A 12,480-nucleotide genomic window follows, 5' to 3' on the forward strand; every position below is an offset into this window, starting at 1 on the left:
ATTACTGCGGTTCCGCAAAGTTCGAATCCGGTCCAGTGGCCGCGAAGCCAAATCGAGCCGACTTTGACGCCGATGTTTACCATACGATGGAAGATCGTCTGATGAACGAATGGTCGACACACGTGCGAATAAAATGACAACGCAGCAGTTCGGATGCGCCTGATTGGCGAGAACACGTTCGAGCCTAGAACGTACATTCTCACGAAAACTAGGAGAATGCCGATCACGCACCGCAACAAGTGACGGAAAACGATCTTTTAGACAAACCTGCAAGCTACCCGAACTTCATGACCGAAGCGCTCGATCCCCGTTTCATTCACCTGCGCGTCCACACGGAATACTCCCTGGTCGACGGACTGGTCGACGTGAAAGCCCTGGTCAAGCGCACGGCGGCGCTGGGCATGCCGGCGGTGGCCGTGACCGACCAGTCCAATCTGTTCGCCCTGGTCAAGTTCTATAAAGCGGCCTTGGCCGAAGGGGTTAAGCCCATTGCCGGAGCCGATGTGCAGCTATACAACGAAGCCGACCCGGCCTCTCCGCATGCTTTGACGCTGTACGTGCAGAATACCGCGGGATACCGCACCCTCACCGAATTGATTTCCCGCAGCTATCGGGAAAATCAGCATCAAGGCGTGCCCTTGCTGATGCCCGAGTGGCTGGAAGAAAAAAACGAGGGACTCTTGGCGCTCTCCGGCGCCCGCCGAGGCGATATCGGACAGGCTTTGCTGATGGGCAACGTAAGCGAAGCGAAACGCCTGCTCGAACGCTGGCTCGGAATTTTCGACCGGCGCTTTTATCTGGAGCTGCAACGCACCGGACGTCCGGACGAGGAGGAATACATCGAGGGTGCCGTGAGCCTCGCGATCGAGCTCGACGTCCCGGTGGTCGCCACCAACGACGTACGTTTCATCAGCCCGTCGGAATTCGAGGCTCACGAAGCCCGGGTCTGCATCCATCAGGGCCGGGTATTGGACGATCCGCGCCGCCCGCGCGATTACACCGAGCAGCAATATCTCCGAAGCCCCGAGGAGATGGCGGAGTTGTTCGCCGATCTCCCCGAAGCCCTGGAAAACTCGGTCGAGATCGCCAAACGCTGCAATCTCGAACTGACCCTAGGCAAGAACTTTCTGCCGCAATTCCCCGTACCCGAAGGCATGAGTACGGCGGAATTTTTCGCCGAGGAGTCGCGCAAGGGGTTGAAGGAACGTCTGGCGGTCCGACCGCCCACCGGGAGCGGGAGTCTCGAAGACCGGCGCAAGCGCTACGAAGAGCGGCTGGAACTGGAAATCTCGGTCATCAATCAGATGGATTTCCCCGGCTACTTCCTGATCGTGGCCGATTTCATCCAGTGGGCCAAGAAAAACGGCATTCCGGTTGGGCCGGGACGCGGCTCCGGCGCGGGCTCGCTGGTGGCCTACGCCCTCAAGATCACCGACCTCGATCCCATCGAATTCGAACTGCTCTTCGAGCGCTTTCTTAACCCCGAGCGCGTGTCCATGCCCGACTTCGACGTGGACTTCTGCATGGAGCGCCGCGACGAGGTGATCGACTACGTGGCCCGCAAATACGGGCGCGACCGGGTATCCCAAATCATCACCTACGGCAGCATGGCAGCCAAGGCCGTGGTGCGAGACGTGGGCCGGGTACTGGGCCATTCCTACGGTTTCGTGGACAAGATCGCCAAGCTGATTCCGTTCGAACTGGGCATCACCCTGGACAAGGCCCTCACCGACAGCGAAGACCTCAGAAAGCTGTACGAGAGCGACGAGGAAGTCCGAACGCTGATCGACCTCGCCAAGTCGCTCGAAGGCATTACCCGCAACGCCGGCAAGCACGCGGGCGGCGTCGTCATCGCACCGTCCCAGCTGATCGATTTTTCCCCGCTGTACTGCGAACCGGGCGGCGAAAACCTGGTGACCCAGTTCGACAAGGACGACGTGGAAGCGGTGGGTCTGGTCAAGTTCGACTTTCTGGGACTCCGCACTCTCACCATCATCGACTGGGCGCTGGAAACCATCAACAAACAGCGGGCCGAGAAAGACGCGCCGCCGGTGGACATCGCCCAAATTCCCCTGGACGACCCCGACACCTACAAGCTGCTGAAAAGCTGTTCGACAACCGCCGTCTTCCAGCTCGAATCACGCGGCATGAAGGACCTGATCCGGCGCCTGCAACCGGACTGCTTCGAGGACATCATCGCCCTGGTGGCGCTGTTCCGTCCGGGCCCGCTGCAGTCAGGCATGGTCGACGACTACATCAACGTCAAGCACGGCCGCACCAAGGCGGAATTCCCGCACCCAGTCCTAGAGCCGATTCTCAGGCCCACCAACGGCGTCATCGTATACCAGGAACAGGTGATGCAAATCGCCCGCGACATGGCCGGTTACACTCTGGGCGGCGCCGATCTCCTGCGCCGCGCGATGGGCAAGAAAAAGCCCGAGGAAATGGCGAAACAGCGGGAAATCTTCGTCACCGGCTCGGTCGGGCTAGGGGTCGACGAGAATATCGCCGGCTACATCTTCGATCTCATGGAGAAGTTCGCCGGCTACGGCTTCAACAAGTCGCACTCGGCGGCCTACGCGCTGGTGTCCTACCAGACCGCCTGGCTCAAGGCCCATTTTCCGGCTGCCTTCATGGCTGCGGTGCTGTCCTCGGACATGGACAACACCGACAAGGTCGTGGTCCTGATCGAAGAGTGCCGGGAAATGAAACTGGCCGTCCAGCCGCCGGACATCAACCGCTCAGAATACCGCTTCGCGGTGCTCAACGACCGCACCATCCTGTATGGCCTAGGCGCGATCAAAGGAGTTGGCGAAACGGCGATCCGGGATATTCTCGAGGAGCGCAAACGCGGCGGCCCATTCGAGGATCTGTACGATTTCTGCCGCCGGGTCGATCCGCGCAAGGTCAACCGGCGCGTGATCGAAGCGCTGATCCGCTCCGGCACCCTGGATTCCATCGATTCGAATCGCGCACGCCATATGGCGGAGCTGTCGGACGCGATCAAAGCGGCCGAACAACACGGTACCATGGCCGAAACCGGGCAGGACGACTTGTTCGGGCTCGGGGGCCCGGCAGAGGCCGAGGATACGCCGCGCGTCACGACAGCCGTCGAACCTTGGCCGGAAGACGAGCGCCTGGCTTACGAGAAAATGACGCTAGGGCTCTATCTCACCGGCCATCCGATCGGCCCTTACGAGGCCGAAATCCAGCACTTCGTTACCGGCCGTCTCGGAAAATTGTCGCTCGACAACGAGCGGGGGCCCGGAGGACGCCGGGAAGTGCGCGCCGTAGTCGCGGGGCTCGTCGTGGAGCTTCGCGCCCGGCAGAACAAGAACGGCAAGCGCATGGCCTTCGCCACTCTGGATGACCGAACCGGAAGGCTGGAAGTAGCGGTGTTTTCGGAGGTTTTGGAAAAATACCGGGAGCATTTGGTGAAGGACGCGCTGCTAGTCGTCGAAGGCAATCTGGGTTTCGACGACTATGCCGGCCAACTCCGCCTGACCGCGGAACACCTGTTCACCATGGCGCAGGCGCGCGCGCACTTCGCCAAACATCTCTTCATTCAATGGCCGCCGTCGGGCCCGAACACCGCCCCTTCGGAAGCCCAGTGGGTCAACGAACTCGTCGATCTGCTCGCACCGTTCCGAGGCGGCAGCTGTCCGATTTATATCGAATACCGAGGGAAAGCGGCACAGACGACGATTCAGCTCGGGGAAGCATGGCGCGTACATCCCGGCGATGAACTGCTCGCGCGTCTTAAAAAGCGTGTCGGAACCGATAAGGTGAAGCTGCATTACCAATGAAAAAAGGCATCTTGCTCGCTCTATTGTTGCTCGTGACGGCAGGCGCGAAGGCGCAGGATCTCTTGCAAATCCTCGAACTCGCGTTGCAACGCGATCCAAGGCTGCGTGAAGTGGAAGCGACCCGCAACGCCGTTCTGGAAGCCAAGCCGCAAAGCGTCGCCCGCCTATTGCCGACTTTGTCGCTGACCGGCGAGCTCAACCGCAACTCGGTGCTGTCGAAGTTCGAGGAGTTTCAGCTCGCCTTCATCGCCGGTGCCCGGAATGTCGGCTTCTGGAACAGTGCGGCCAGCATCAACCTGACTCAGCCGATTTATCATCACGACTATTGGGTCCAGCTGAGCCAGGCGGACAATCAAATCGCCGAGGCGGAAGCCAATTACGCGGCGGAGCAACAAAACCTGATGCTGCGTACCGCGCGTGCCTATTTCGATGTTTTGTTCGCCCAGGACAGCCGCGAATTCGCGCTGGCCGAGCAGCGCGCCATCGAGCGCCAGCTCGAACAAGCCAAGGCACGGTTCGAGGTGGGACTGATCGCCATTACCGACGTGCACGAAGCCCAAGCGGGTTACGACCAGGCCCGGGCTAATGTCATACAGGCCGAAAACCAGGTGGACAACGCGCGGGAAGCGCTCCAGGAAATCATCGGCGAATACGACCTTGCCCTGGCCGAACTCGCCGAAAAGATTCCGTTGAAGGGCCCGGATCCCGAAAACATCGAGAACTGGAGCGACCTGGCCCAGGAAAGCAATCTCAGTATCGTTGCAGCCGAGAACCGCAGCCTGGTGGCGAAAAAAGATATCGATCTTCAGTTCGCCGGCCATCTTCCGTCGATGGATCTGGTCGGCTCGGCGGGATTCACCGATACCAACCGGCCGCGCGGCATACCCACCGAGTATCAAATCATCGGAATGCAAGTCAACGTACCGATGTTCGCGGGCGGCGGCGTCAACTCGCGGGTTCGCCAGGCCCGCCATGAATACGAAGCGGCCCAGGAAAATCTGGACGGCGTACGGCGGTCGGTCAAGCGTCAAGTGAAAGATGCTTACCGTGGTATTCTGTCCGCCATCAGTCAGGTGGAGGCCCTCCAGGCGGCGGTAGTGTCGTCGCAAAGTGCCGTGGAAGCGACCGAAGCCGGGTTGGAAGTCGGCACCCGAACGATGGTCGACGTCCTCGCCGAACAGCGCAATCTGTTTCGGACCAAGCGCGATTATGCGCGGGCGCGCTACGATTACATCATCAACAGTCTGGCGCTCAAACAGGCCGCCGGGACCTTGAACCCAGCGGATCTCGCGATCGTCAATCAGTGGCTGGGTCCGAATTCTCGAGCGGATTCTACGGCACCCGACGAATCCGAGTTCTGACCACGTCAAAAAGAGTCTTTTTTGAGTCAACGCCGCCGGCGGAACCAATCGCACCCCATCGGGTTCGAAACTGTATCCGTCGGCTGTCCCGCGGTTCCATTGGGAGATTCATATGAATAAGAATTCACGAGATTCCTTGTTGGATTCCCTCGGTAAAGGTGTTCAGGAGTTCTGGAAAAAACTGACCGACAACTTGCGAAACGCAGACCTCGACGGGAAACCCGATACGGAAATCAATCCGCGCGCCGGCGATGAGAGCGATTATCAGAGCATGCGGCGACGGCGCATCAATCTCTGGCTTTATCTCCTTCTGATCTTAGCCACCTTGTATTTCTGGCAGGGCTATCAGGAAGTGCGCCAGGACGAAATCCCATATAGCGATTTTCTGAAATACGTGCAGGAACAGCAGGTAGAGGACGTCGTCGTGATGGATCAAGTGATCACCGGGTACCTGAAGCCCGAGGCTCCCGGCGAAGAACGACGCCGTTTCATCACCGTGCCATTATGGAATCAGGATTTGGCGCAGGCCCTGGAAGAAAAAGGCGTCAAATACACCGTTCGCTACGGCAACAACTGGTTGGGCAACTTCATCTTCAATTGGTTGTTGCCTATCGGCATTCTGTTCGCGCTCTGGACCTGGATGGCGCGCCGCATGACCGGCGGGCGCGGCCTTTTGAACTTCGGCCGCAGCCGGGTTCGCATTCATGCGGAATCGTCGGTCAAGGTCACGTTTCAGGACGTCGCGGGCGCCGAGGAAGCCAAGCAAGAGCTCAAGGAAACCATCGAATTCTTACGCAATCCGGCCCGTATCCAACGACTGGGCGGCCGCATGCCGAAGGGCGTCCTTCTGGTCGGCGCGCCCGGCACGGGCAAGACCTTGCTGGCGCGCGCAGTGGCCGGCGAGGCCGGGGTGCCGTTCTTCAATATCAGCGGTTCCGAGTTCATCGAGATGTTCGTCGGAGTGGGCGCGGCGCGGGTTCGCGACCTCTTCGAACAAGCCCGGCAAAAAGCGCCCTGCATGATCTTCATCGACGAACTCGACGCCATCGGGCGGGCGCGCGGCGGCCCGGTGGTCATGGGCGGTCATGACGAGCGCGAACAGACCTTGAACCAACTGCTCACGGAAATGGACGGCTTCGATCCATCGATCGGGGTGGTGGTCATGGCGGCCACCAACCGCCCGGAAATCCTCGATAGAGCCCTGCTGCGCGCGGGCCGCTTCGACCGGCAGATCGTGGTCGACAAGCCGGGCCTGGACGACCGGGTTGCCATACTCCAGCTGCATACCCGCAATATCAAGTTGGGGCCGGACGTGAATCTCCGGGTCGTAGCCCAACGGACGCCTGGTCTGGTTGGCGCGGATCTCGCCAATATCTGCAACGAAGCCGCCATCATCGCCGTGCGCGAAAACCAGGAAGCGGTCGGCATGAGGCACTTCGAGGCGGCCATTGACCGAATCATCGCCGGCCCCGAGAAAAAGAGCCGTACGCTCAGCGAACCGGAGAAGCGCCGAGTTGCATATCACGAGTCCGGCCACGCACTGGTGGCCGAGGTCGTTCCCACCGGCGAACCGGTACACAAGGTCTCCATCATTCCACGCGGCGCGGCCGCCTTGGGCTTTACCCTACAATTGCCGATCGAGGAAAAATTCCTCGCCACCGAGGACGAACTCCGCGACAAGATCGCCATCCTGCTTGCAGGACGCGCGGCCGAAGAGTTGGTATTCGGCAATATATCCAGCGGCACTCACAACGATCTCGAGAAAGCCAGCGAAATCGCGAGGGCCATGGTTTGCCAATTGGGCATGAGCAAGAAACTCGGCCCGCTCACCTACGGAAAAAGGCAGCAGCTCGCATATCTCAATATCGAAGGAACCGAGGAGCGGAATTTTAGCGAAGAGACCGCGCAGCTAATCGACTCGGAAGTCAGGGAACTGGTCGAGGAGGGGCAGCGCCGGTCGCGGGAAATTCTCACGCAGCGACGCACAACTTTGGATGAAATCGCCAAGATATTGCAGGAACGGGAAGTCGTCAGCGGCGAGGAAATCAAAGAGGTGATCCACAGGATGGAGCGGCGCTCGGCCTGACACTTTCTCACATCCAACGAAGCCACGGGCGGAGATCTATTCTCCGCCTCCTTCGCTTTTCCTGCCATCATGGCCGATAAGCCGATTATCGGCCGCTGTTCCATTTTATCTCGACAAATCGATTCATATCCCGCCAGCGCGCCGCACCGATTTTCCGGCGGCGAGCAAGCGCCTCGATTCGCGTGAATAGTTCACTTCCGGCGGAGATCAAGCCCTCTAGAATCCGAATCGAAGGGAGGTCGCTCGGGAGGCGTCCATAAGGAATTGGACAAAGCCAGCCTTCAATTTCCCATAGATTTCATTACATCGAAGGACTACAGGAATGACTAACTCATCGCGCTCGAAATTCATCATTTTTCCATTAATAGCCACCGTATGCGGATTCATGCTCGCTTTTGCCGCACCGCAAGCCGTTCGCGCCGATGCCGTCGACGACGAGATCAAAGGGTTGATAATGCAGTTCCATAATGCATCCACGACCGGCGATATCGACTTCATGGAATTCATCACCTCGCGTTCGCCGGATGCCTTGGCCTTGGGCACCGATACCCCCGAGGTCTTCGTCGGCCACGACGCGATCGTAGCCTGGTGGCAAGGCATTTTCGATTTTCTGGCGTCTATCGGTTACGAGAATGGCGGATTGCCGGTGGTTTCGCCGGTCAATCTCCAAGTCGGGCACCGGGGCGCGGTTGCCTGGGCCGCCGAGCAGGCGGTTTGGCACTTCGCGAACGGTGATGTACCGTTCCGCTTGAGCCTGGTGTTCAGGAAAGAACACGGCAACTGGAAAATCATTCAGCAACATTTTTCCATAGGCGTGCCGAATTCCGAGTTACCGATTTGATCGGTCCAAGCAAAAAGCGGGCTGTACAGCCCGCTTCTTTCGCGCCTTGCGAAACTCGTTCAGAAATCGCTGTTGAAGATCTCCGTCGCCCGTCGGCAAATCTCTCGGCCGTAATCCGTCCACAGACCTTGCCCCCAGTACCGGTAGCAACTGGTTTGAGCCGTCATCAAATGGAACAGTGCATTCCGATAACGCGGATCGTCGGTCGGCGCGCCTTTTTTCAGGACCTTCTCGTAAAACAGTGCGCTGGCTTCTTCCATGGGGCCCAAGACGTTCTCATAGCCTTTCACCCAGGAAATATCGCTGGTCCAGCTGCCGCCCTCCATGTGAAACCGGTGATCTTCTTTCTTGATCTCCTCGATGATTTTTTCCAGCTTTTCGGCACCGTCGCCGGGTTTGAAACGGTCCCAAATCATTTTTTGAAACAAGGGTTGTACCGTCGGGAAATCGCTTTCTGCTATCCCCGTGTCGGCTAAAAATTCCAGGTATTCGGTCACGTTCATGAGCGGCGTTTCCGACCCGCTGGCCTCGCGGACCACCTCCATGAACTTCGGCGGAAATTCGTTCATCATCACGCCGCCGTTCTCGCCATCGGCGATTTGCGTCACCAGCGGCGGGACCGATTTTCCGGCCAGATCCCAGCGGGACAGGCTTCTGGCCTCGTAGTAAGGCTGCATCTGCGCCACCAGCTTGGTATCGCTGCCCTGGGTCTTGATGATCGCGATGATGCTGACGCTTTCGCCTTCCGAATTGGTGCAAACCAGCCGATGCGGCAAATGCTTGTGCTCCGGTCCCCAGCCGTTTTCGGGACGCTCGACGGTATGCTCCTGCACCAGAACCCACGTATAGCCGCAATCCCGGAGCGTCTTCACGAATTCGTAGGCGACATCCGGATGATTCGGCAGCGCCATCTCGGAAGGCGAGAAACCCCGCACCCGCGTCAAAGCCTCAACGCCGAAAATGGCGGCGAAATGATGCTGCCAGGCTTTGACGTGCAGACGGTAATCCTGAACCGGTGTTGACGGGGCCACGGCATGGCCCCAGGGCGCGCCCAGCCATTCGACGGCACGGCGGTAATCCGGATTTACGGTGATCGTCTTGAGATTGTCGAACACGTCGTGCAAGCCCATCTCGCGAAGGCCGTAGAACAGGGTTCCCGAGTATTCCAGCATGACCCTCGGTTCCTTGCCCTCGTGTATCAGTTGCGGCACGAACTCGCCCATGCGCTTGTAGCACCAGTGGAAAACCGGGGCGTTATGGTTATCGCCGATATGCTGATTCTCCATCATGTGCTTGAGATTGCTGATGATCTTGGCGGTGGACGGATCCCCGCCACCGGCCGGAATCAAAGGCTGATGCATGTGCAGCGCGATCGCGGCGGCGCTCTTGATGCGGCCGAACTCGATTGGACTGGAATTCTGGAAGACCGTGTCCGGCCGGTTTCGAATCGCCTGTTCGATCAAAGATTCCGACCCCGAGATATTGGGAAGACCATCGATGGTTTCAGAGAGTGTTTCCATGGGTGACGCTCCGGTACACTGAAGAGGATTGTTCGGCTTCGTAGCGCATTGGCTCCGGCCAGTTTACACCAATCGAAATCGCCGGACCGCTGAACGCTTCATACCTTTTGGCCTTTTTCGAGGAAACAATTTGTGTTCAAAAACCCGCCTCTGTAAGCAAATTTTGATTATCTCGATTTCGGCGTGTCTGGCGAGTAGCGAGACCTTGGCAACGGATGTGCATCGGGAGCGTCAAATCGCCGACGATATCGGGACTCGTACACACCCGGACGAAGCGATTCGGCTGGAAGCGTCCGATCTGGGATTTCAGGGACTATACCGAGAGGCAGTATCGAAAGACGTACGCGGCGGCGTCATCCTGCTGCATGGGAGACATTCGAATCAGGATGCGGCCGATCTTATTCGTCCGCTCCGACTAGGCTTGCCGGTACACGGCTGGAGCAGTTTGTCTTTGGCGATGCCCATATCGGACGCCGACGATCTGCAAGGCCATGCGAATCTTCTTGCAGAAACGATCGCAAGGCTGCAATCCAGCGTGGAGTTTCTCAAGCAGAAAAAAATCGGGAATATCGCCTTGCTGGCCCACGATATCGGAGCATGGACGGCATTGAGCTATCTCGCCGATTCGCCCGACGGAGCCGTGAAGGCCGCAGTGCTGATCGACCCGGCCCCCGTGCGGAAGCTCGATCCACCGCCGATCTCCCCCGATAGCCTGAGCGCCATCCGCTTGCCTATACTTGAAATTCTAAGCAGCCGAATATCGGTGCCGATGGACGACGAAGCGTCCCGCAAGCGGGCCGCCATGAAAACCAATCCGTCCTATCGGTTGCTGGTTCTGAATGAGCCCGATCACGGATGGCAAGACATCGGAGAATTTCTGGTCAACCGTGTTCACGGTTGGCTAACCAATTTGCAGATTAGTGCCGCTTTGGATGCTGCTCCTCCTTCTGCGCCGGAGAAGCAAAGCGGCCTGAATCCAAAATAGCTGCGCCGCCCCTTGGATGACGTGTGCCCACCGGATCGTTCCGCTTCCCATGGGCAAATATCTTGCTTACTTAGGCGCCGCCAATTCCATGATGATGACCTCGGCCTCGCCTTGCCCGACATTTTCCGCCGTCATCCATTGACCGGATTCCCAAAACACTTCTCCGGGCCCGTATTCGCGAACCTGGCCGCCTTCCTCGATTTTCACCTTGCCCTTCACGACGTAACGAGGCCCCGGCCCTTCATGCGTATGCAAAGGTGTCTTGTAACCCTCCGGGAAAATGACCCGAATGACCCGCGAATTGACCTTATTGGTTGGCAGCTCGAGGGCTTTCTCCAAAAGCACTTGGCGAGGCGGCATCTTCGGTTCCTCAGCCCGGCCCACTCCGGCCCAGACTACGGAAAAAACGACAACTGCATGTAGGACGGGATTCGGTCTCATATTATTTTCCTTTGTTCTTATGCGAATTAAATCTAAAAACTTACGCCATCTCGCCCGGGAGATAAAGACCTTTAACCGCCCACTTCCTTCACTTCAGGAAAGCGTGCGCGCCGTTGCAGCCACATCACCCCGCACAGGTCGACAATGCCGACCCATAGCCGGTGCCAGGTGCCATATTTGGACACACCGCGCACACGGGGCCGATGATCGACTTCCACCGACACGACTTTTCCTCCGGCCCGCTGAACAAGCGCGGGAAGGAAACGGTGCATATGGTCGAAATACGGCAGGGAAAGAAACAACTCGCGCGAGAACACCTTGAGCCCGCATCCCGTATCCGGCGTATTATCGTGAAGCAGCGAACTGCGCACGGCATTAGCAACTTTGGAGGAAAACCGCCGCCAGCCGGTATCCTTGCGGCGCTTGCGAAGTCCCGCCACCATGGCCTTCATTCCGTCCTGGTCCATAGACTTCAGGGCCGAGATCAATTTCGGTATATCGGCAGGATTATTTTGCCCGTCGCCGTCCAGGGTCGCGATGATTCGTCCGCGGGCCGCGCGAACGCCGGTCAGCAAGGCGGTGCTTTGCCCGCAGCAGCGTCGGTGACACAGAACGCGCAGCCGCGGGTACTGCGCTCGCAAACCGTCAAGGCGGGTCAGGGTATTGTCGGTGCTGCCGTCATCCACGAAAATCACTTCGTAATTTCCCGCATCGATCAAGGCTCGATCGATTTCGGCGATCAGCGGTTCAACGTTGTCTTCCTCGTTGTGAACCGGCACAACGACACTAAGTTCCATAAATCTTCCTGAACAGTAGCATTGCGTACTATGGCTGGACGTACCTGACCCGAGGACCGCCATCAGCCGATGCGATCTCGCCGATGGTATACACGGTCTCGCCGGCAGCGGTGAGCAGCGCACGGGCGTTCTCTTCGTCTTCCGGCGCGACGCAGACGATCATGCCGATGCCGCAATTGAAGGTGCGCAGCATCTCGCCGTCCTCTACCCCGCCTTTTTCCTGCAGCCAGCGGAACACGGCCGGTCTCGGCCACGCGAACGGGTCGACCACCGCCTCCGAGCGATCCGGCAAGACCCGCGGCAGGTTTTCCGTGATTCCGCCGCCGGTGATATGGGCCAGGGCATGAACCCTGATTTGACGCATGAGTTGCAGCAATGGCTTTACGTAGATCCGGGTCGGCTCGAGCAACCATTCGCCCAAGGGCTTTCCGTCCAATGATTCATCCAGGCGGCGGCCTTCGCGGTCCACGATCTTGCGGATCAAGGAATAGCCGTTCGAGTGCGGTCCGGAAGACGCCAGGCCGAGCAGTTTGTCGCCCGGACGGACCCGGCTTCCGTCGAGAATCTCGTCCTTCTCCACTATGCCCACGCAAAAGCCGGCCAAATCGTAATCGCCTGTGCCGTACATCCCCGGCATCTCCGC

General features: G+C 58.8%; 9 protein-coding genes. 5 read left to right on the forward strand and 4 right to left on the reverse strand.

Going from position 1 to position 12,480, the window contains the following annotated elements; translation table 11 throughout:
• Window positions 1–287: 287 nt before the first annotated feature.
• The 4 genes from dnaE to ABJK70_RS03155 all read left to right on the forward strand — a co-directional run bounded on the left by dnaE (window position 288) and on the right by ABJK70_RS03155 (window position 8,094).
• Window positions 288–3,806 carry a DNA polymerase III subunit alpha gene (gene dnaE / locus ABJK70_RS03140; RefSeq protein ID WP_347257395.1) on the forward strand — a complete coding sequence of 1,173 codons (3,519 nt, stop codon included), beginning with the start codon at window positions 288–290 and terminating at the stop codon, window positions 3,804–3,806.
• Window positions 3,803–5,167: a TolC family outer membrane protein gene (locus ABJK70_RS03145; RefSeq protein ID WP_347257396.1), complete on the forward strand. Its 1,365-nt coding sequence runs from the start codon at window positions 3,803–3,805 to the stop codon at window positions 5,165–5,167. The genes dnaE and ABJK70_RS03145 overlap by 4 nt, the downstream gene beginning before the upstream one ends.
• Window positions 5,168–5,279: 112 nt before the next feature.
• Window positions 5,280–7,253 (forward strand): ATP-dependent zinc metalloprotease FtsH, encoded by a 1,974-nt coding sequence (gene ftsH / locus ABJK70_RS03150; RefSeq protein WP_077728069.1) that lies wholly within the window; start codon window positions 5,280–5,282, stop codon window positions 7,251–7,253.
• 322 nt (window positions 7,254–7,575) lie between these two features.
• The gene (locus tag ABJK70_RS03155; protein ID WP_077728068.1) at window positions 7,576–8,094 is read left to right on the forward strand and encodes a nuclear transport factor 2 family protein; all 519 of its coding nucleotides are present in this window, start codon (window positions 7,576–7,578) and stop codon (window positions 8,092–8,094) included.
• 59 nt (window positions 8,095–8,153) lie between these two features.
• Here the strand turns inward: ABJK70_RS03155 and ABJK70_RS03160 are convergent, their stop codons facing one another.
• Window positions 8,154–9,614: a glycosyl hydrolase family 57 gene (locus tag ABJK70_RS03160; protein ID WP_077728067.1), complete on the reverse strand. Its 1,461-nt coding sequence runs from the start codon at window positions 9,612–9,614 to the stop codon at window positions 8,154–8,156.
• Between the two features lie 130 nt (window positions 9,615–9,744).
• Here ABJK70_RS03160 and ABJK70_RS03165 point away from each other — a divergent pair, with 130 nt between their 5' ends.
• Complete coding sequence (locus ABJK70_RS03165) at window positions 9,745–10,599, forward strand: alpha/beta fold hydrolase (RefSeq protein WP_347257397.1); 855 nt, start codon at window positions 9,745–9,747, stop codon at window positions 10,597–10,599.
• A 66-nt stretch (window positions 10,600–10,665) separates the two neighbouring features.
• Here ABJK70_RS03165 and ABJK70_RS03170 read toward each other — a convergent pair whose 3' ends face one another.
• The 3 genes from ABJK70_RS03170 to purM form a co-directional block, all read right to left on the reverse strand.
• Complete coding sequence (locus ABJK70_RS03170) at window positions 10,666–11,040, reverse strand: cupin domain-containing protein (protein ID WP_077728065.1); 375 nt, start codon at window positions 11,038–11,040, stop codon at window positions 10,666–10,668.
• A 71-nt stretch (window positions 11,041–11,111) separates the two neighbouring features.
• Complete coding sequence (locus tag ABJK70_RS03175) at window positions 11,112–11,837, reverse strand: glycosyltransferase family 2 protein (RefSeq protein WP_077728064.1); 726 nt, start codon at window positions 11,835–11,837, stop codon at window positions 11,112–11,114.
• A 28-nt stretch (window positions 11,838–11,865) separates the two neighbouring features.
• Window positions 11,866–12,480, reverse strand: a 615-nt coding sequence (purM, locus tag ABJK70_RS03180) for a phosphoribosylformylglycinamidine cyclo-ligase (protein ID WP_347257398.1), incomplete at its 5' end; no start/stop codon positions are given.

Source organism: Methylocaldum sp. (assembly GCF_039794385.1).
In the GTDB taxonomy this organism is placed as follows: domain Bacteria; phylum Pseudomonadota; class Gammaproteobacteria; order Methylococcales; family Methylococcaceae; genus Methylocaldum.